The organism is Rhodococcus sp. Leaf278, assembly GCF_001426085.1.
Taxonomy (GTDB): Bacteria; Actinomycetota; Actinomycetes; order Mycobacteriales; family Mycobacteriaceae; genus Rhodococcoides.
Map to the genome: position 1 here is coordinate 28,133 of NZ_LMRR01000034.1, position 19,710 is coordinate 47,842.

At 64.3% G+C, this 19,710-nt stretch carries 17 protein-coding genes; 7 read left to right on the forward strand and 10 right to left on the reverse strand.

Features of this window, described 5'->3' with window-relative positions:
• Positions 1–169 precede the first annotated feature (169 nt).
• From ASG84_RS19165 to ASG84_RS19175, 3 genes are read left to right on the forward strand one after another with little or no spacing between them, the layout of a single operon-like run.
• Positions 170–2,167: an APC family permease gene (locus ASG84_RS19165; RefSeq protein ID WP_057478776.1), complete on the forward strand. Its 1,998-nt coding sequence runs from the start codon at positions 170–172 to the stop codon at positions 2,165–2,167.
• On the forward strand, positions 2,164–3,435 hold the full coding sequence (locus tag ASG84_RS19170; protein WP_057478604.1) for a class I SAM-dependent RNA methyltransferase: 1,272 nt from the start codon (positions 2,164–2,166) through the stop codon (positions 3,433–3,435). Before ASG84_RS19165 ends, ASG84_RS19170 begins: the two co-directional genes overlap by 4 nt.
• A 44-nt stretch (positions 3,436–3,479) precedes the next feature.
• Positions 3,480–4,475, forward strand: a complete 996-nt coding sequence (locus tag ASG84_RS19175) for an iron-siderophore ABC transporter substrate-binding protein (RefSeq protein WP_057478605.1) — start codon at positions 3,480–3,482, stop codon at positions 4,473–4,475.
• Positions 4,476–4,479: 4 nt separating this feature from the next.
• Here the strand turns inward: ASG84_RS19175 and ASG84_RS28005 are convergent, their stop codons facing one another.
• Positions 4,480–4,632, reverse strand: a complete 153-nt coding sequence (locus tag ASG84_RS28005) for a hypothetical protein (RefSeq protein ID WP_200936629.1) — start codon at positions 4,630–4,632, stop codon at positions 4,480–4,482.
• A 25-nt stretch (positions 4,633–4,657) separates the two neighbouring features.
• Here ASG84_RS28005 and ASG84_RS19180 point away from each other — a divergent pair, with 25 nt between their 5' ends.
• Complete coding sequence (locus ASG84_RS19180) at positions 4,658–5,179, forward strand: CGNR zinc finger domain-containing protein (RefSeq protein WP_057478606.1); 522 nt, start codon at positions 4,658–4,660, stop codon at positions 5,177–5,179.
• 25 nt (positions 5,180–5,204) lie between these two features.
• Here the strand turns inward: ASG84_RS19180 and ASG84_RS19185 are convergent, their stop codons facing one another.
• Both ASG84_RS19185 and ASG84_RS19190 read right to left on the reverse strand, forming a co-directional pair.
• Positions 5,205–6,044: an ABC transporter permease gene (locus ASG84_RS19185; RefSeq protein ID WP_057478607.1), complete on the reverse strand. Its 840-nt coding sequence runs from the start codon at positions 6,042–6,044 to the stop codon at positions 5,205–5,207.
• Entirely contained in the window at positions 6,041–7,063 is a 1,023-nt protein-coding gene (locus ASG84_RS19190; protein WP_082521097.1) for an ATP-binding cassette domain-containing protein, read from the reverse strand. The genes ASG84_RS19185 and ASG84_RS19190 overlap by 4 nt, the downstream gene beginning before the upstream one ends.
• Positions 7,064–7,245: 182 nt before the next feature.
• Between ASG84_RS19190 and ASG84_RS19195 the strand changes: the two genes are divergently transcribed.
• Both ASG84_RS19195 and ASG84_RS19200 read left to right on the forward strand, forming a co-directional pair.
• Complete coding sequence (locus ASG84_RS19195) at positions 7,246–7,989, forward strand: sigma-70 family RNA polymerase sigma factor (protein ID WP_057478608.1); 744 nt, start codon at positions 7,246–7,248, stop codon at positions 7,987–7,989.
• Complete coding sequence (locus ASG84_RS19200; RefSeq protein WP_057478609.1) at positions 7,986–8,744, forward strand: anti-sigma factor; 759 nt, start codon at positions 7,986–7,988, stop codon at positions 8,742–8,744. Before ASG84_RS19195 ends, ASG84_RS19200 begins: the two co-directional genes overlap by 4 nt.
• 39 nt (positions 8,745–8,783) lie before the next feature.
• Here ASG84_RS19200 and glsA read toward each other — a convergent pair whose 3' ends face one another.
• Positions 8,784–10,610, reverse strand: a complete 1,827-nt coding sequence (glsA, locus tag ASG84_RS19205; protein WP_057478777.1) for a glutaminase A — start codon at positions 10,608–10,610, stop codon at positions 8,784–8,786.
• 177 nt (positions 10,611–10,787) lie between these two features.
• On the opposite strand from glsA, the gene dxs reads away from it, so the two are divergent.
• On the forward strand, positions 10,788–12,668 hold the full coding sequence (gene dxs, locus ASG84_RS19210) for a 1-deoxy-D-xylulose-5-phosphate synthase (protein ID WP_057478778.1): 1,881 nt from the start codon (positions 10,788–10,790) through the stop codon (positions 12,666–12,668).
• A 14-nt stretch (positions 12,669–12,682) separates the two neighbouring features.
• On the opposite strand, the gene ASG84_RS19215 is transcribed toward dxs, so the two are convergent.
• The 6 genes from ASG84_RS19215 to ASG84_RS19240 form a co-directional block, all read right to left on the reverse strand.
• Entirely contained in the window at positions 12,683–12,952 is a 270-nt protein-coding gene (locus tag ASG84_RS19215; RefSeq protein WP_057478610.1) for a YciI family protein, read from the reverse strand.
• A gap of 1 nt (position 12,953) precedes the next feature.
• Positions 12,954–14,351: a sugar porter family MFS transporter gene (locus ASG84_RS19220; RefSeq protein WP_057478779.1), complete on the reverse strand. Its 1,398-nt coding sequence runs from the start codon at positions 14,349–14,351 to the stop codon at positions 12,954–12,956.
• A 218-nt stretch (positions 14,352–14,569) separates the two neighbouring features.
• Complete coding sequence (locus tag ASG84_RS19225) at positions 14,570–15,316, reverse strand: SDR family oxidoreductase (RefSeq protein ID WP_057478611.1); 747 nt, start codon at positions 15,314–15,316, stop codon at positions 14,570–14,572.
• Between the two features lie 96 nt (positions 15,317–15,412).
• Positions 15,413–16,273, reverse strand: a complete 861-nt coding sequence (gene sigJ / locus ASG84_RS19230; protein ID WP_057478612.1) for an RNA polymerase sigma factor SigJ — start codon at positions 16,271–16,273, stop codon at positions 15,413–15,415.
• 97 nt (positions 16,274–16,370) lie between these two features.
• Complete coding sequence (locus tag ASG84_RS19235; RefSeq protein WP_057478613.1) at positions 16,371–18,476, reverse strand: 3-hydroxyacyl-CoA dehydrogenase NAD-binding domain-containing protein; 2,106 nt, start codon at positions 18,474–18,476, stop codon at positions 16,371–16,373.
• On the reverse strand, positions 18,473–19,699 hold the full coding sequence (locus ASG84_RS19240) for a thiolase family protein (protein WP_057478614.1): 1,227 nt from the start codon (positions 19,697–19,699) through the stop codon (positions 18,473–18,475). The genes ASG84_RS19235 and ASG84_RS19240 overlap by 4 nt, the downstream gene beginning before the upstream one ends.
• Between the last annotated feature and the right edge of the window lie 11 nt (positions 19,700–19,710).

Below are 19,710 nucleotides of genomic sequence, written 5' to 3' on the forward strand. Positions count from 1 at the left end.
TCCGTCCCGATCTCGATTGTCGACCACGCAGGATCGACACTGCCACGCCGTGCAGGCGTGCACCAACGTATCGGGGATTCGTCGCCGGATCGACCGGGGGTGGGCTCGGCACGTCACTTTCGGGCGCGTGGTTGAGACGGCCGCAGGCGGACGGCCTACGCTTCTGTCCGTGTCCAAGGTCTCGACTGCCGCCAAGCGGCTAGTGCTCGGTAAGCCGTTCCGAAGCGACAAGCTCGGTCACACGTTGCTTCCCAAGCGAATCGCATTGCCGGTGTTCGCCTCCGACGCCATGTCGTCGGTGGCCTATGCCCCCGAAGAGATCTTTCTGGTGTTGTCCGTCGCAGGTATCTCGGCAATTGCCTTCACGCCGTGGATCGGTCTCGCGGTCTGTGTGGTGATGGCCGTCGTCGTGGCCAGCTATCGGCAGAACGTGCACGCGTATCCATCGGGCGGCGGCGACTACGAGGTCGCGACCACCAACCTCGGTCCCGCGGCCGGATTGACGGTCGGCAGCGCGCTGTTGGTGGATTACGTGCTGACCGTGGCGGTGTCGATCTCGGCGGCCGCGTCGAACATCGGGTCGGCCGTCCCGTTCGTGGCCCAGCACAAGGTGCTGTTCGCGGTGGTGGCCATCGTCTTGGTCACCTCTGTCAATCTTCGCGGCATCCGGGAGTCCGGTACGGCGTTCGCGATCCCGACGTACGCCTTCATGGGCGGCATGGTGCTGATGTTGGGCTGGGGCCTGTTCCGGGTCTACGTACTCGGCGACGACATCCATGCGGAGTCGGCGGCCTTCGATCTGAAGGCCGAGGACTCGCACCTGTACGGCATCGCGTTCGCATTTCTCGTCGCTCGGGCGTTCTCGTCCGGATGCGCGGCGCTGACCGGAGTCGAGGCCATCAGCAACGGTGTGCCCGCGTTCGAGAAGCCGAAGTCTCGTAACGCGGCAACAACGCTGCTCCTGCTCGGTGCGATCGGAATCACGCTGTTGATGGGCATCATCGTGCTCGCGCAGAAGATCGGTATCAAATACGCCATGGACCCCGACTACCAGTTGGTCGGAGCACCGGACGGCTACCAACAGAAGACGCTCATCGCGCAGCTGGCGGAGGCAGTCTTCAGCGGATTCCCCATCGGGTTCTTCTTCATCACCACCGTCACGGCCCTCATCCTCGTTCTCGCGGCCAACACCGCGTTCAACGGCTTCCCGGTGCTCGGTTCCGTGCTGGCGCAGGATCGCTATCTCCCGCGACAGCTCCACACCCGCGGAGACCGCCTCGCGTTCAGCAACGGAATCCTCTTCCTGTCCGGAGCTGCCATCGTCTTCGTCGTCGTGTTCGGCGCGGAAGTCACCAAGCTCATCCAGCTGTACATCGTGGGTGTGTTCGTCTCGTTCACACTCAGCCAGACTGGCATGGTTCGACACTGGACCCGTTTGTTGTCCACCGAGACCGACCGTGATCAGCGTCGTCGGATGCACCGGTCGCGCGTGGTCAACGGCGTCGGTCTCGGCATGACCGGGACGGTGCTCGTGATCGTGTTGATCACGAAGTTCGCTGCAGGTGCATGGATCGCGATCGTCGCCATGGTGGCGATCTTCGTGCTGATGCGCATGATCCGGAAGCACTACGACACCGTGGCGCGCGAGCTCGAGGACGTGGAGTGGGACGGAGTTCTGCCCAGCCGCACACACTCGATCGTGCTGGTGTCGAAGCTGCACATGCCGACGCTGCGCGCGCTGGCCTACGCCCGAGCGACCCGACCCGACAACCTCGAGGCGGTGACCGTCAACGTCGACGAAGCCGATACCCGCGCGCTGGTGCGCGAATGGGAGGCCAGTGACGTATCGGTACCGCTCAAGGTCGTCGAATCGCCCTACCGGGAGGTGACCAAACCGGTCCTCGATTACGTCAAGCGCGTTCGACGCGACTCGCCCCGCGACGTCGTCACCGTCTTCATTCCCGAATACGTCGTGGGGCATTGGTGGGAGCAGGTTCTGCACAACCAGAGCGCGCTGCGTCTGAAGTCTCGACTGCTGTTCCAGCCTGGAGTGATGGTCACCAGCGTGCCCTGGCAGCTGCGTTCGTCCGAGAAGGCCAAACGCGAGGTGCTCGGCAATGCACCGGGGGCGTCGCGTCGAGGCTACGAGCCCCCGGCGGGCAAGTGACCGAGAGCTGGTTCGGGCTGCTGCTCGAGGTCGAACTGGGCGCACCGGGGCACGGGGGATTCTGCGTGGCTCGCCACGACGGCCGGGTGATGTTCGTTCGTCACGGTCTGCCAGGAGAGCGAGTGGTTGCCCGGGTGACCGAGGACCGAGGCGGATCGTTCTGTCGAGCCGATGCCGTGGAGATCCTGTCTGCGTCCGCGGACCGGGTGGATGCGCGCTGCCCCATCGCCGGACCGGGCGGTTCCGGATGCTGCGATTACTCCCACACGACTGCCGATGCGGGTCGTCGATTGAAGTCGTTCGTCGTCGCCGAGCAGCTTCGCCGCGTCGCCGGTCTCGAGCGCGAGGTGCGCGTCGAGGAATTGCCGGGGACCGGCGACGGCACCGGTTGGCGCACCCGCGTTCGACTTGCCGTCGATTCCGGCGGGCGGCCGGGCTACCACCGCTATCGCAGTAGTTCGATCGTCAACGAATTGTCCTGTCCGCAAATGGATGCAGCTGCGTTCGAGGGGCTGTCCGGCCAGCAGTGGCGGCCGGGCGCAGAACTGCAAGTGGTGCTCGACGGAGCCGGTACGCGGCACGTCGTGGAGATCGCACCGGCTCAGCTTTCGACCACCGGGCGCAGATCCCCGGGTCGCCGCGGGGCATCGGCCCGTCGGGCAGCGTCGTCTCGGGCGCGAGCGGAGAAGGCCGTGATCGGGTCGGGCCGGGTGACGGAATACGTCTCGGACAGGGCCTGGACTCTCGACGCCACCGGCTTCTGGCAAGCCCATCGAGGTGCTGCCCAGGTCTACACGGACGTGGTGGCGGAATGGGCGGACGCGTCTCCGGGCGACGGTGCCTGGGACCTGTACGGCGGTGTCGGGGTGTTCGCGGCGTCTCTCGCCGCCGGGGTAGGGCGGGAAGGACATGTGACCAGCGTCGAGTTCTCCCGCCGAGCGGCCGAGGACGGGCGTTCGGCTCTGGCAGACCTCACGCAGGTCTCGTTCGTGCCGGGACGCGTCGAGCGTTCGATGGATGCGTTGGCCGAACCCGTGGCGGTAGCAGTGCTCGATCCACCTCGCGCGGGAGCTGGACGCGACGTGATCGACGCCCTCGCCGCCAGAGGTCCTCGTTCGGTGGTACACGTCGGCTGTGATCCTGCGTCGTTCGCGCGAGATGTGAGCCTGTACCGCGGCGCGGGATACGAGCTCACCGACGTTCGCGCCTTCGACGCGTTTCCCCTGACCAGTCACGTGGAGTGCATCGGGCGTTTCGTCAAAAAATAGGGTTGGCTTACCAATTAACACGTTGGTGTCGTACCGTCTTCGCTGTGAAAATTCGTAGCACGATCGTCGTCGGCCTGATCCTCGCGCTGTCCTTCACGGGTGCCGTGTCGTGTAGTTCGAGCTCGGTCCAGACACCCGATCCGTCCGCCGACCAGGGTGTGACCGGAGCGGCGTTTCCCGCCACAGTCGAGACGAAGTTCGGTGCTGTGACCATCGACAACCCGCCGCAGCGCGTCGTGGCGCTCGGGTGGGGTGACGCCGAAACTGCACTGGCGCTGGGAGTCTCACCGGTCGGTGCCAGCGATTGGCTGGCGTTCGGCGGCGACGGTGTCGGGCCGTGGGCCGCCGGTCTCTACGACGCGCCGCCGCAGATCATCGGTACCCAGGAGCCGTCCTACGAGCAGGTGGCCGCACTGGCACCGGATCTGATCCTCGATACCAAGAGCTCGGGTGACCCCGAGCGGCATGCGACGCTGTCGGCCATCGCGCCCACCGTCGGTGTGCCCGAGGGATCGGACAACTATCTGACCTCGCTCGAGCAGCAGGTCACCATGGTGTCGACCGCGCTCGGTCAACGGTCGGACGGCGAGGCTCTGCTCGCCGGAATCTCCGATCGATTTCTGGCCGCCGCCGCTGCTCATCCCGAGTTCGCCGGCAGAACGGTCGTCGTGGGTGCGTACAGCGGTACCGGGTTCGGGGCGTATATCTCGTCGAACAGTCGACTCGAGTTCATGAAGAAGCTCGGGTTCGTCACCAGTCCGACCATCGATGCGCTGACGCCGAAAGGATTCTCGGTTCCGGTGTCGGGGGAGGAGCTCGATCTTCTCGACGCCGACCTACTCGTCGTGTTTCCGATCGAGAAGTCGCCGACGGAGGTGACCGACAACCCCTTGTTCCAGCGGATTCCGGCGGTAGCGGACGGACGGTCCATCGTGTTCGACGACCCGGTGATCGCGAGGTCCCACGCGACCAACTCGCCATTGTCGATCGGTTACGCCCTCGACACGGTGGTGCCCGAGGTGGCGCGCACTCTGCAGTGATCGGTCAGGCGTGACGGGCAACCTCGGCGACGGGTGCGAAGCGCTCGGTGGGGACCGAGACGATGCGTTGGGCTCCGCACCGGCAGCCCTGGTATCCGACGAGACCCTCGCTCGTGGGGTGGGTGGAGTGGGTGGTCCAGGTGTGTTCGGTGTGCATGCGTCCACTGTGATGTAATGGTCTTGTGCATATCAACCCTTACGGCGAATACGCGGTGAAACTCGGTATCGACCTGCTCAACGCGCCGCCCACCACGGCGACCGAACTGGGCGAACGCTGCGTCGATGCGGGCCTGGTTCCCGATTGGACGGCGACCGACGCCGATCTGGCCGACACACTGGACTTCCTGGGCCAGTGGGCGCGTGTCGTGGACGCGGACACAGAGACCGACCGGGCCGAGGCGCTCAACGTCCTCCTGGCGCAGGCGGCCGCGTACCCGAGATTGACCGACCACGCGGGAGACGGGTGGCACATGCACTATCGCGATCCGAACATCGCCCTCGGCGGGGTCATCAGAGCTCTGGTGAGCGTCGGCGCCGCGTTGCATCTGACGGGGCGCGGCATGTCCCGCCTCTCTCGCTGCGCTGCAACCGACTGCTCCCTCGCATTTGCGGACACGTCGCGAACGGGAACGCAGCGATACTGCGGAACGGTGTGTTCCAACCGCGACGCGGTGCGCCGGCATCGAGCGCGCGCAGCGTCCTGACCGGCTGAGATGTCGAACTGCCGCGTCAGGACTTTCTGTTGTACAGCCGCATCGTGATCGGTCCGAACACCGCCAGCAGAACGGCGCACAGCACCAGTGTCACTCCCAACTGGCCCGTGTCGAGATCGCCCTGCATCAAGCCGCGCAGAGACGTCACCAAGAAGCTGACCGGGTTGACGTCCACGAACGCACGCAGCCAACCCGGCATCGTGTTGGGGTCGACGAAGATGTTGCTCGCGAATGTCAGCGGGAACAGGATGAACATCGACACACCCATCACTGCGGCCTCGGTGCGCACGATCATGGCGATCATCGTCCAGATCCAGGACAGACAGAACGAAAACATCAGCAGCAGAGCTATCGAAGCGACGATGCCGACCAGGCCACCCTGCGGCCTGAACCCGAGGACGAAGCCCAGGATCAGCACGATCACCGAGGCGAGCGTATAGCGCACCACGTCGCCGAGCAGCGCGCCGACCAACGGTGACGGACGCCAGATCGGCAACGAGCGGAAACGATCGAACACGCCCTTCTCGATGTCCTTGTTCATCGTGACGCCGGTGTACATCGTGATCATCACCACGGTCTGCACCAGAATGCCGGGAAGCAGGAACTGAATGTATGCGTCGGTCGAGCCGGCGAGCGCGCCGCCGAACAAGTACGTGAACAGCAGCGTGAACATGATCGGGAAGGCCGTCACGTCGAACAACTGCTCGGGCACGTGCTTGATCTTGAGCAGGGCCCGCCACCCGAAGCTCAACGACGTGGACAGCGACGAGGGCCGCGGGGGACGGGGCCCACCGGCGCCGAGCACGTCGATGATGGTCGAGGCCTTCGGAGTCGACTGCTGCGCTTCGGCGGTCACGACGCCACCTCTCGGTCGGACGCGGACAAGTCGGTCGTTCCTGCAGGCTCCACTCCCGCCTGATGGGTCGTTCCTGCAGGCTCCACTCCCGCCTCATGCCCGGTGAGGGCAAGAAACACCTCGTCCAAGCTCGGTTGGCCGAGTGTGAAGGACGCGATGGAAATTCCCGCCGTCTCGAGTGCAGGCAACACGGGCGCAGCCTGTGCCGGGTTGTCGAGACGCGCCGTGACTGTCGACGGATCCAGATCCTCCGTGACGGTGCCGCCGAGCAGATCTCGCAGGATCTGCGCGGCCGCAGTTCGTTGCGCCGCATCGAGAACACGGAGGTGAAGCGAGTTCGATCCCACCGATGCTTTCAACTCGCCGGTCGTACCTTCCGCGATGACCTTGCCGTGGTCGATGACCGCGACACGCCCGGCCAATTGATCGGCCTCGTCGAGATACTGGGTTGTCAGAAGCACCGTCGTCCCGCCCGCCACCAATGCACGGATGATCTCCCACACGTGGTTTCGGCTGCGTGGATCGAGTCCGGTGGTGGGTTCGTCCAGAAATATCAGCTCGGGAGTGACGATGATGCTGGCGGCGATGTCGATGCGTCGGCGCATTCCGCCGGAGTAGGTTTTGACCTGCCTCGGCCCGGCGTCGGCGATATCGAACGCGGCCAGCAACTGCTCGGCCCGCGACCGGGCGGCGGGCCGTGAATATCCGAGCAATCGGGCGAGCAGAACCAGATTCTCCGTACCGGTCAGATCCTCGTCCAACGAGGCGAATTGGCCTGTCAGAGCGACCTTCTGCCGAACCGCCTCGGGTTCGCTCGCCACGTCGTGCCCCAATACGCGCGCGCTACCGCCGTCGATCGGGAGCAGTGTGGCAAGCATTCGGATGGTCGTGGTCTTGCCTGCACCGTTGGGCCCGAGGACGCCGTAGACCCCACCGGACGGGATGGACAGATCGACGCCGTCGACGGCGATATTCGCCCCGAATCGCTTGACCAGACCGCGTGTCTCGATGGCCGCCATGTCTCTCGTTTCCTCCGGTGGGCAGATCGCCCGATTACCCACGATTGTCCGATTCTCCACCAAGGATGAATTGCGGTCCAGTACGGTGCAAACGAATTTGTGTACCCGAACCATCCTTCGGCCGGTTTGTTCCGAATATGTACCGCGGCGGGAAAACGCGGAGGTTTCGATATGAGAGCACTATGACCACTAGTGTCGTGTTCGATGAACTCGATCATGAACCCGTCTGTTGGGACGACCTTTCGATGAGCGCGCCGTTGTCCGGATCGTCGGATGCCGGCCGTGACCGGGCGCCCGACGCTGCCAAGGGCTATACGGACGACAGCGCCGTCTGCGCTGTACCCAGTCCACAGTTGAAGAATTTGCGAGCCGACGAGACGGACCGTCTTCGGCGGTTGATGGCATCGGTTGCCCAGGGTGATCGAGCGGCATTCGCAGAGTTGTACGACGCCACGTCCGCGCGCGTCTACGGCATGGTGCTGCGAGTGCTTCGCGACCCGGGATACAGCGAGGAAACCGCGCAGGAGGTGTTCCTCCAGATCTGGCGCGCAGCACCGAATTACGACCCTAATCAGGGGAGTCCACTCGCCTGGATCATGACGCTGGCTCATCGCCGCGCCGTCGATCGAGTTCGCAGCGAGCAGTCGGGTACCGACCGTGAGGCGGCGTACGGCGCAGTGAGCCACACACCCGAACACGACGAAGTGCTCGAGACGGTGACTCAACGGCTCGAATCGGAGGCCGTGGTGGCCTGCCTCGAAACTCTGACCGATACGCAGAGCGAGTCGGTACGAATGGCTTACTACAGCGGTTACACCTATCGCGAAGTTGCGGAACGGCTCGGGGTCGCCGTTCCTACCATCAAGTCGCGCATACGAGACGGATTGATCAAATTGAAGAATTGCCTGGGGGTGATCCCGCAATGAGCGAATCGTCACGGCAACGGCTCCTCGACGACGCGGAGGTCTATGCCCTGTACGCGACCACCGAAACCGAGCGACGCGATATCGAAACCGAACGGCTGCGCGTCGACGACACCGCACGCGCTCAGTTCGACGTTCTCGTCAGCGAGATCCACGAGACACTGGCGTTGGCCGCCGCGGTCGACGCGGCACCTGCGCCGGCCCGACTACGTAGCGACGTGCTCGCTCGAGTTGCCTCGAGCGGGCAGGAACCCACGGTTCGTGAGCTCCCGCCGAATGTCACTCCGCTGCACCGGCATCGACGTGAGCGCTCGAAGTCCTGGCGCTATTCGATGATGTCGGCTGCTGCCGCAGTGGTTGTCGCTGTCGGCGGCGTGGTGGTCGTCACGCAGACGATGGGTAACGATGCCCAGCCGTCGCAGGCCGACCAGATCGTGGCTGCGCCCGATGCGCGTCAGGCATCGGCGGAGTTCCCCGGTGGCGGCTTGGCAACCGTGTCGTACTCGCTCTCCCAGGATGCTGTCGTCGTCGATCTCGACGGAGTTCCGCAGCCACCGCCCGGCCGCGTCTACCAAATGTGGTTCGTGGACGGTGCACCGAGATCCGCCGGTGTGGTGAGCGAGGATCAGCTCACCTCCGAGAACGGCACGGTGGTCGACGGTCTCGGATCGTCGACGAACTTCGCCTTCTCCCTCGAGCCGGCAGGTGGCTCCCCGCAGCCCACCGAAGTGCTCACCATGCTGACGCTGGGTGCCTGACCGACATCAGGCGCATTCCGGGCGGTTCGGCCTTCGGTCTCACATGCCGAAGTCGAACCGCCCGAGCGTTTTGATCACCGCGGCCATCTGGCCGTACGCACCGGTGGCCAGATTTTCCAACAGAGACAGTTTGACCTCGGGCGCGTCGCGAGTGAGTGCCTCGAAGTGCTGGACCGAGACCACCACCAGATCGACCGGTGTATCCGCGACCATATCGAGCAGAAACGGCACGGCCATCAGTAACGGCATCTCGCCGAAGCTCATTCCGGGCGACAGCGTGGTGATTCGATGTGTGCCGCCGTCGGCCGCCAGGGCCGTGGACGTCACTTCGCCGCGCAGCATGAGGAACAGGCCGGCGGCAGCATCGCCCCGCCGTACGATGACGTCTCCGCGGACATAGTGCCGTTTCTCCAAATACGGTTTCACGGCTTCCAGCTGAGCATCCGACAGTCCGGCCAGCAGCGGATGTTCGGCGGCTGTGATCTGGGTCGGCTGTCGCAGACCTGCGCAATGCCGATCCAGCAGGAGGTTCTCGGCCCACTGGATGGCCGAACCCAGGCTCGAATAGACCCGGCCCGCCGGATCGGCCGGGTCGAGACTAGAGCTGGTGTGTCCCATGATCGCCCTCGGATCCACCAGACACACCACGCAGCCGTGTTCGGCGAGATCCTGGCGCAGATCCTCGAACATCGTGCGCGCGATGGCACTGACCTCGTCGACACCACGCACATCGATCACGAGGGCGTCGAGTTCTCGGTCCAGGTCGCCGATCTCCCGCACGGCGGTCTCGGCACCGGAGAACAACAGATCTCCGTGCAGCTCGTACACGCGGGCGCGGTCTCCCACTGCGGCCAAGGTGGCTTGTTCGACGTCGGAACGCCGCTTTCGCGACGGTGCCTCGGTGAGTACGTACCTGCGGCGAATCGACGACTTCGCCGCGCGTGTGACATGAAGAAAGTGCAGTTCGAGGCGGTTCGACAATTCCCGGCAGGCGGCGACGCCGCGAACGCTGTTCCCGTGGGAGTCGAGCCGCGGTGAGTAGACGGCGATGCCCATCTGTCCCGGGAGTACCGCGAGGATCCCGCCCCCGACACCGCTCTTGGCGGGCATTCCCACTCGAGCCACCCAGTCGCCCGCGCCGTCGTACATCCCGCACGTCGTCATCACCGACAACACCCGTTCGACGAGAACCGGTGCCAGCGCGCGTTCTCGAGTCCGTGGATTGACACCGTTGTTGGCCATGGTGGCCGCCATCATCGCGAGGTCCGCCGCGGTCACGTCGATCGAACACTGTCGAAAGTAGAGGTCGACGGCCGCGTCCGGGTCGTGATCGATGATGTCGAAAGAACGGAGCATGTATCCGATCGCCCGGTTCCGATTACCGGTTCGCGCCTCCGAACGGTAGACGGCGTCGTTGAAGCTGAGGGACCTCCCTGCATATCGCGAGTACGAGGCGCGGATACGCTCGAATCGATCCTGCGGTGTCCGGCCGGCGATGAGAGATGCCGACGTGATGGCACCCGCGTTGATCATCGGGTTTCGCGGTCGCTCGGTGACGGGGTCGAGGCTGATCTCGTTGAACGGCTCGCCCGACGGCTCGATGTCGATCTTGTTCGCGACGGCGTCGAGCCCGCGGTCGGCCAACGCCAGCGCATAGGTGAACGGCTTGGAAATCGATTGGATCGTGAAGGGGAGTCGGGTGTCTCCGACCTCGTAGACGTAACCGTCGGTGGTAGTCAGTGCTATTCCGAAGCCGTCCGGCGTGACGGCGGCGAGCTCGGGGATGTAATCCGCCACCTGGCCGGTCGTGTCGTCTCGGCACATTTCGTGAACTCGGCACAGGATGGCATCGACGACGTTGCTCATGGTCGTCACTGTATGTGGTGTCCTGTGGATCACTGTCGAGGTTAGGGGCGGCTGATCTGGGGCACCTCGGAGTTCGACGGTAGTGTCACCGACACCACGCTGGGCGGAGCAGCGCGGGGACGACAACTCCGTAGACTGAATTGTCCAGTGTTTTTTCGGCCGGAGGGAGCGATCTCGTTGGGTGTCCTAGCGCGAATTCAGACGCCCGAGGACTTGCGCGACCTCGGTAGTACAGAGCTGGCCGAATTGGCCCGCGAGATCCGCGCATTTCTCGTGGAGAAGGTGTCTGCCACGGGTGGCCACCTCGGGCCGAATCTGGGCGTGGTGGAGCTGACGTTGGCGATCCACCGCATCTTCGATTCACCGCGTGATCCCGTCATCTTCGACACCGGTCACCAGGCCTACGTTCACAAGATGCTCACCGGGCGGACCGGCTTGTTCGACACACTCCGCAAGCAGGGTGGTCTGTCGGGCTATCCGTCCCGGACCGAGAGCGAACACGACTGGGTCGAGTCCTCGCACGCGTCGGCCTCCCTGTCCTACGCCGACGGGTTGGCCAAGGCGTTCGCGCTCAAAGGCGAGACCGATCGGCACGTGGTCGCCGTTGTCGGCGACGGCGCTCTCACCGGCGGCATGTGCTGGGAAGCGCTGAACAACATCGCAGCCGGGCACAATCGATCGTTGGTCATCGTCGTCAACGACAACGGCCGCTCCTACGCCCCGACCATCGGCGGACTTGCCGATCATCTCGCGGCGCTACGACTGCAGCCCGAGTACGAGAAAATGCTGGACAACGGGCGCCGTATCGTGCGCAAGATGCCCGTAGTCGGGCCCACCGCGTACCGGATGCTGCACGGCGTGAAAGCCGGCGTGAAGGACGCTCTCAGTCCCCAGGTGATGTTCACCGATCTCGGCATCAAGTACCTGGGCCCGGTCGACGGCCACGATCAGCACGCAATGGAATCCGCTCTGCGCCGAGCCAAGGCGTACGGCGGACCGGTCATCGTTCACGCAGTGACGCGCAAGGGTATGGGCTACGTCCATGCCGAGAACGACGTCGCCGATCAGATGCACGCCACCGGAGTCATCGATCCGGCGACCGGACTTGCTCGATCGAAATCAGCTCCGGACTGGACCTCGGTGTTCTCCGCAGCGCTCATCGAGCAGGGTGAGCATAACGAGGACGTCGTTGCGATCACCGCGGCAATGGCCGCGCCGACCGGGCTCGCTGCGTTCGGCGTTCGATTCCCCGACCGATTGTTCGATGTCGGAATCGCCGAGCAGCATGCAATGACATCGGCTGCCGGGCTCGCACTCGGTGGGATGCATCCAGTGGTCGCCATCTATTCGACCTTCCTCAATCGCGCGTTCGATCAGTTGCTGATGGATGTGGCCTTGCTCGGACTTCCGGTCACTGTGGTGCTGGACCGTGCGGGAGTCACCGGTGCCGACGGTGCCAGCCACAACGGCATGTGGGACATGTCTCTGCTCGGCATCGTTCCCGGAATGAAAGTAGCGGCGCCGCGTGACGCCGAGACTCTGCGCGAAGAGCTTGCCGAGGCGATCGCGACGTCCGACGGACCCACTGCACTGCGGTTCCCGAAAGGTGCTGTCACCGAGACCGTCTCGGCCGTCCGGCGACTGGACGGAATCGTCGACGTATTGGCCGAGCCAGCGGATGCGACCGGCGACGTCTTGATCGTTGCGGTCGGTGTGTTCGGTTCACTCGCCCTCGAGGCTGCGAAGAAACTTCGGCACGACGGTCTTTCGGTGGCCGTCGTCGATCCACGCTGGGTGCTCCCGATTCCGCAGTCGCTGCTGAAGCTGGCCGAGGACTACCGACTCGTCGTGACCATCGAGGACAGCGGTCTGCACGGGGGCATCGGCTCTGCCCTCTCGGCGGCTCTGCGAGGAGCAGGCGTCGACACTCCGTGCCGCGATCTCGGTGTGCCACAACGATTCTTGGATCACGCGTCGCGTGAACAACTGCACCACGAACTCGGTTTGACGTGCGAGGACGTCGTGCAGCGGGTCTCGGATTGGGCCAAGAGTATTTGATTGCCAGCGACGGGCTATGCGCCCGTCGCCCATTCGCTGACGCGAACGTGCTCGACGAGATGCGCGAGTGCGAACGGGTCGTGTGCGAACATGCGTTCCACGCTTTCCTTGTCCACACCCTCGACGATCATCGTTGCGCCACTGTGATCGGCGCGTGGGTTCGACGATCGAAGGATGTTGCGACGCTCCAGTTCTCGTAACCAGGCGCGGTGGTCGGTCCGGTGATCGTCACGGCCGGAGGATGTGTCGGGTGCGTAGTCGTATTCGACGACGAACGTAGGCATGTCAGATCACCATGTCCTCGAGCTCCATGCCCTTGGTCTCCCTTATCTTGTACTTGACGAAGAAGAACGACAGGATCGCAAAGAACGCGAAGAACGAATAAATGAATCCGAGTCCGATGGTGTCGGACAACGGGGGGAATGCCAGGGTGATGGCGAAGTTCGCGACCCAGTTCGCTGCGGTACTGATGCCGAGTGCCACGGCACGCATTCGGTTGGGGAACATCTCGCCGAGCATCACCCACATGATCGGTCCCCAGGTAGCGGCAAAGAAGACGACGAACAGGTTGGCCCCCACCAGCGCGACGGGACCCCAGGGCGACGGCAACTCCAGCTGGTCGCCGCTGCCTACGGCCTGAGTGAACGACACGGCCGCCAATACCAGTCCGACGAACATTCCGATCGAGCCGATCATCAACAGGTTGCGGCGTCCGAATCGATCGACGAACAAGATGGCGACGAACGTCATCGAGACGTTGATGACGGAGGTGATGACCGAGGTGACGAAAGATTGGTTTTCGCTGAATCCCACGGACTTCCACAGTGTCGTCGAGTAATAGAAGATTGCGTTGATTCCGACGAACTGTTGCAGTACGGCCATCGTGATGCCGACCCAGACGATGGGTTGCAAACCGAATTTGGGTCCACGGATATCGCCGAACGACGACTTGGATTCGCGGCGCAAGGTCAGTCGGATTTCTTTGACGCGCTCGTTCGGATTCACTTCTCCGGAGATTTCACCGAGGATGCGTGCCGCCTCCTCGTCGAGGTGCTTGCCGACGAGGTACCTGGGTGACTCGGGGATGAGGGTGGCGAGAAAGCCGTAGACGAGAGCGGGTGCCACGCCGACCAGGAACATCCATCGCCAGGCTTCGAGGCCGAACCACAGATCGTTCGACGGACCGCCGGCCGCGTTCTGGAGCACCGCGTCCGAGAGGAGAGCGGCGAAGATGCCGATTGTGATCGCGAGCTGCTGCAACGATGCCAATCCGCCGCGATAGCGAGCCGGCGCTATTTCCGAGATGTAAGCGGGTGCGATCACCGACGCGATGCCGATGCCCAGTCCGCCCAACACCCGCCAGAGCATCAGGTCCGGGACGCTGAAAGCAAACCCGGAGCCTACGGACGAGATGGTGAAGAGCGCGGAACCGAGCAGCATCACCTTCTTGCGGCCCCAGCTGTCGGCGAGCCGACCGGCGAACCACGCACCGACAGCGCAGCCGAGGAGCGCGATAGCTACGGCGAAGCCGGTGACGAACGACGACAGGGCGAAGTTTTCCTGGATGGAATCGACCGCACCGTTGACAACGGACGAATCGAATCCGAACAGGAAGCCGCCGACGGCCGCGGCAATGGTGACTCCGATAACTTTGGCGGTGTACCGATCTGTTGATTGCGTCATCGCACGACCCAGCTTTCGAGGTGAACCAGCGTCCATGGTGGTCGATCGCCATCATCGTCCTCGCGTCTGAGCCATGGGAGCGAAATGGGCTTCCATTTCCACTTCGGTCGGTCTGGGTTCACGAAAAGGGTGAATTGTCCGATATCGGTCCGCCGAACTCGAAATTATGGACGGTAATTCACTGAGATCCGTTCACAACGTCGAGTTCGGCGGCACGATCATTGTTCTCGAGCGGCCAACCATTGGCCGAAGGTCTGTCGACCGTGATCCGAATCGGTTGTGGTGACAAGGGTTCCGTCGCGCATGGCGCGACCGTACGCGCCGGGAATCGGAAGCTCGAGCACCAGACCTCGGGCACCGATCGTCCGTGCGTACCCACGAACCATCTCTGCCATTCGTTCTTCCCGCGGTCCACCGAGGTCGGCGACTCGGCCGGCCGGGGACTTCTCTGCCAAATCGATCAATCGCTCGGCTACCTCTCGCGCGGCGATCGGCTGGGAGACCATCTTCGGAATGATGCTCACCGGACCGAACGACATCTGCGAGCGGATCTGGCCGGCGAATTCGTGGAACTGAGTGGCCCGGAGAATTGTCCACGGCACTGTCCCGGCGTGAATAATGCGTTCCTGCTTCACCTTTCCGGCGTAGTACGCATGCGGAGCCTTGTCTATCCCCACGATGGACAGCGCCAGGTGATGGCCGACACCGGCCTCGAACTCCGCCGCCAACAGGTTGCCGGTAACGGCATCGAAGAACGCCGTCGACTCTTTCGCGGAGACGGTCTGCGTCGACGCGACATCGATCACCGCGTCGACGCCGGACAATGCGGCTGACAGTCCTGAGCCGTCGACCAGATCCACACCCGCTGATCGGGACAGAACGACGACCTCGTGTCCGCGTTCGTGAGCGACATCGACGACATGCGCTCCGACGGTGCCCGTTCCACCGGCTATGGCTAGTTTCATCGCGTTTCCACCTGTTCATCGATCGAGTTGTCGGACCCGACGAGTGGCGGGTCTCGACAGTACGACGATGCAGCCGTGGAGAACGTATGGCGGGGGTCAGGCCCAGTGTCGGAGTTTGTCCGGATTCAGCACGATCCAGACGTCGGCCACCACACCGTCCATGGTGTGGAACCCGATGACGCCGAACACCTGCCCGCTGCGCCGGATCACGATGCCGGAGAGGCCGTTCACGGTCTCGATATGCCAATCCAGATCGGTCGCCTTGGCGGTTATCCCTCGGATGAAACGAGCGACTCGATCGGAGCCGACCACAGGATTGCGGGCCGCGGAGACCTGCCCACCTCCGTCGCTGACCAGCGTGACATCGGGGGAAAGCAACGAGACGAGCGTGTCGAGGTCGCCGCCTCCCGAGGCGATCGCGAAGGCGCGGACGACGCGATCGTGGTCGATGGGGTCGGCGGGGACGAGGTGACGCTCGTGCAGACGCTGTCGGGCGGCAGACGCGAGTTGGCGGCAGGCAGCAGGGGAGCGGTCGAGCACGGCTGCGATCTCGTCGAACGGCAAGGCGAACGCGTCGTGCAGGACGAATGCGACTCGCTGCGCCGGAGAGAGCGATTCGAGAACGACAAGCAAGGCGAGAGTGACTGAATCCTGTTGTGCCACAACGTCGGCTGGGTCCGCGGCCGTCGAATCCACCGAGTGCAGGCCGGGGACGGGTTCCGGCAACCATCGGCCGACGTAGTTCTCGCGTCGCACGCGGGCCGATCCGAGGACATCGAGACAGATGCGGCTCACAACGCGGGTGAGCCACGCTGCGGGAACGTCGATGGCGTCCCGTTCGACATCGGTGAGTCGGTACCACCGGACCAAAGCCTCGGACGCAGCGTCTTCGGCGTCGCTGTAGGACCCCAGCATTCGATAGCCGATGCCGATCAGCCGACTGCGTTCGTTGTTCATCGGATCGCACCCTAGCGCGAGCGAGCAGTGCCGAGTTCGAGGTTATGGACGAAAATCCGGAGAAATCCGTCCACAACCTCGAACTCGTCGGGAAAAGCTAGACGCTGGCTACGCCCGGAGCCAGGAAGCGCTGACCGGTGGCGGCCTCGGAAGCGCCGCTGCGATCCAGGTACGGGGTGATGCCGCCGTTCCAGAATCCGAAGCCGCCGCCCAGGAGCAGGCAGAGGTCGATGTCCTCGGCCGCCGCGACGACGCCTTCGTCGAGCATGATCCGGATCTCGTCGGCGAATGCGTTGCGGGTGCGTTCGAGCACCTGCTCGGCGGTGGACGGCGAATCACCCTGTGGCCACAGGTCAGCGACCTCGGGATCGACGACCTGGCCCTCCGGACCGTACGTCCACACGCCCGGCTTCTTCGCCTCGACGAGCGCACGGAATCCGGGGGAGTCCTTGAACCGCTCCGGGTATGCCTCGCCGAGGGTTTCGGCGGTGTGCAGTGCGACGGCAGGTCCGACGAGAGCCAGCAACGTCAGCGGGCTCATCGGCATGCCGAGTTCGCCCACGGCACCGTCGGCGACATCGAACGGTGTGCCCTCGTCGATGGCACTGATGATCTCGTTCGACGCGCGCGTGACGAGACGGTTGAAGACGAATCCGGGGAGATCCGCCGACAACACGGCCGACTTCTTCAGGGTCTTGGCCGTCGCGAATGCCGTTGCGAGGGTGGCATCGTCGGTCTTCTCACCCTTGACGACCTCGAGCAGCGGAAGCACTGCGACGGGGTTGAAGAAGTGGAAGCCCACGACCCGCTCGGGGTGCTTCAGATCTGCCGCCATCTTCGTGATCGACAACGAAGACGTGTTGGTCGCGAGAATCGTTTCGGCAGAGACGAATTCCTCGACCTCGGCGAAAACCTTCTTCTTGACGTCGAGATTCTCGAACACTGCCTCGATGACGAAATCGGTCTTGGCGAAGGCGGACTTGTCGATGGAGCCGGAGACCAATGCCTTCAACCGATTTGCGGCGTCCGGGGACAGGCGCTTCTTGCCGAGCAGCTTGTCGATCTCGCCGTGGACGTAGCCGACACCCTTGTCGATACGCTCCTGATCGATGTCGGTGAGGATCACCGGCACCTTCAACTGGCGCACGAACAGCAGTGCCAGCTGGCTGGCCATCAAGCCGGCACCGACGATGCCGACGCCGGAGATCTTGCGTGCCAACGACTTGTCGGGTGCACCGGCGGGACGCTTCGCGCGCTTCTGCACCAGATCGAAGGCGTACAGGCCGGCACGGAGCTCGTCCTTGACCAGCAGCGTGGACAGGGCCTCGTCCTCGGCCGCGAAGGCCTTGTCGAGCGAGGCCGAGTCGGTGATGTCGGTGCTCTTGGCGAGCTCGAGCAGCTCCACCGCGGCGACGGGGCCGGGGGCGAAGTTGTTGGTCTTGCCGGCCACGATTCCCTTGGCTCGGGCGATGGCGTCGTCCCAGGCCTGGCCGCGGTCGATCTCGGGACGGTTGGGGACGATCTCACCCTTGATCACCTGAGCGGCCCACGCCAGGGACTGCTCCAGGAAATCGGCTCCGCCGAAGAGGGCGTCGGCGATGCCGAGGTCGAGTGCCTGCTGGGGCTTGAGTACGCGGTTCTGGTTCAGCGCGTTCTCGATGACGACGGTGACGGCGTTCGAGGCACCGATGATGTTGGGCAGCAACTGAGTTCCGCCCCATCCCGGTACCAGGCCGAGGAAGGCCTCGGGCAGGCCGAGGGCAGCGGCATTCTCCGCGACCGTCCGGTAGTGCGAGTGCAGTCCCACTTCGAGGCCGCCGCCGAGCGCGGCCCCGTTGATGAAGGCGAACGTCGGAATCGTCGACTCGCGCAGGCGGCGGAAGACCTTGTGGCCGAGCTGCCCGATCTGGAGCGCCTCATCCTTGGTCTTGATGTTCGGCACACCGTTGAGGTCGGCACCCACGGCGAAGATGAACGGCTTACCGGTGACGGCGATGGCCACCGGGTTCGCTGCGAATGCCTCGTCGAGTGCGGCGTCGAACTTGGCGAGTCCGCCGGGCCCGAAGGTCGACGGCTTGGTGTGATCGAAGCCGTTGTCCAGGGTCACCAGTGCGATGGAGCCGTCGAGCCCCGGTACGGACACGATCTTGGTGAAGGCGTTCGTGACTACCTCGTCGGTGAACGCTGTGGTGATGTCGCTCATGCCTTCGCTCCTGAGTAGTCAGCGTGGTTGGGGTTCTCCCAGATGACGGTGCCGCCCATGCCGAGACCGATGCACATGGTCGTCAGGCCGTAACGGACGTCGGGCTGCTGAGCGAACTGGCGGCTCAGCTGGGTCATCAGGCGGACGCCCGAGGATGCCAGGGGGTGGCCACATGCGATGGCGCCTCCCCACTGGTTGACGCGGGGATCGTCGTCGGCGATGCCGTAGTGCTCGAGGAATGCGAGAACCTGGATGGCGAATGCCTCGTTGATCTCGAAGAGGCCGATGTCGTCGATGCTCAATCCGGTTCGGCCGAGCAACTTTTCGGTGGCGGGAACCGGGCCGATGCCCATGACGGCCGGGTCGACGCCGGCGAAGCTGAAGCCGACCATTCGCATACCGATGTTCAGGCCGAGCTCGTGCGCCGTGTCCTCACCGGCGAGGATCGCGGCGGTGGCACCGTCGTTGAGTCCCGCGGCGTTGCCGGCGGTGACGCGACCGGCAGGACGGAACGGAGTCTTGAGCTTCGCGAGATCTTCCAGCGAGGTGCCGGGACGAGGCGGTTCGTCCTCGGTGGCCAGGCCCCACCCTGCGGCGGACTTGGTGGCGACGGGCACGAGGGTGTCGGCGATGTAGCCGGCCTTCTTCGCTGCTTCGTACTTGTTCTGACTCGCGACGGCATAGGCGTCGGTGCGGTCCTTGGTGATGCTCGGGAACCGGTCGTGCAGGTTCTCGGCGGTGTTACCCATCACCAGGGCACTGGGATCGACGAGCTTGTCGGCGAGGAAGCGCGGGTTGGGATCGACACCCTCACCCATCGGGTGGCGGCCCATGTGCTCGACGCCACCGGCGATGACGACGTCGTACTGGCCGAAGCCGATGCCCGAACCCGTGGTGGTCACCGAGGTCATCGCACCCGCGCACATGCGGTCGATGGCGAATCCGGGGACGCTGCGGGGGAGTCCGGCCAGCAGTGCGGACGTGCGGCCGATGGTCAGCCCCTGGTCGCCGGTCTGCGTGGTCGCGGCGATGGCGACCTCGTCGATGCGCTCGGGAGGAAGGTTGGGGTTCTTGCGAAGGAGTTCGCGGATTGCCTTGACGACGAGGTCGTCTGCGCGAGTGTCGGCGTACATGCCCTTGGGGCCTGCTTTGCCGAACGGGGTACGGATGCCGTCGACGAAGACAACATTCCTCTGTGAGCTGGTGGACGCGGGTACAGACACGCTTTTCGATC

Bases quoted from the DNA above. Each gene is read 5' to 3' on its own strand.
- ASG84_RS28005 (WP_200936629.1), bottom strand. From the start codon at position 4,632: ATGCACACCGAACACACCTGGACCACCCACTCCACCCACCCCACGAGC.
- ASG84_RS19190 (WP_082521097.1), bottom strand. From the start codon at position 7,063: ATGGCGGCCATCGAGACACGCGGTCTGGTCAAGCGATTCGGGGCGAAT.
- ASG84_RS19195 (WP_057478608.1), top strand. From the start codon at position 7,246: ATGACCACTAGTGTCGTGTTCGATGAACTCGATCATGAACCCGTCTGT.
- ASG84_RS19200 (WP_057478609.1), top strand. From the start codon at position 7,986: ATGAGCGAATCGTCACGGCAACGGCTCCTCGACGACGCGGAGGTCTAT.
- glsA (WP_057478777.1), bottom strand. From the start codon at position 10,610: ATGAGCAACGTCGTCGATGCCATCCTGTGCCGAGTTCACGAAATGTGC.
- ASG84_RS19215 (WP_057478610.1), bottom strand. From the start codon at position 12,952: ATGCCTACGTTCGTCGTCGAATACGACTACGCACCCGACACATCCTCC.
- ASG84_RS19220 (WP_057478779.1), bottom strand. From the start codon at position 14,351: ATGACGCAATCAACAGATCGGTACACCGCCAAAGTTATCGGAGTCACC.
- ASG84_RS19225 (WP_057478611.1), bottom strand. From the start codon at position 15,316: ATGAAACTAGCCATAGCCGGTGGAACGGGCACCGTCGGAGCGCATGTC.
- sigJ (WP_057478612.1), bottom strand. From the start codon at position 16,273: ATGAACAACGAACGCAGTCGGCTGATCGGCATCGGCTATCGAATGCTG.
- ASG84_RS19235 (WP_057478613.1), bottom strand. From the start codon at position 18,476: ATGAGCGACATCACCACAGCGTTCACCGACGAGGTAGTCACGAACGCC.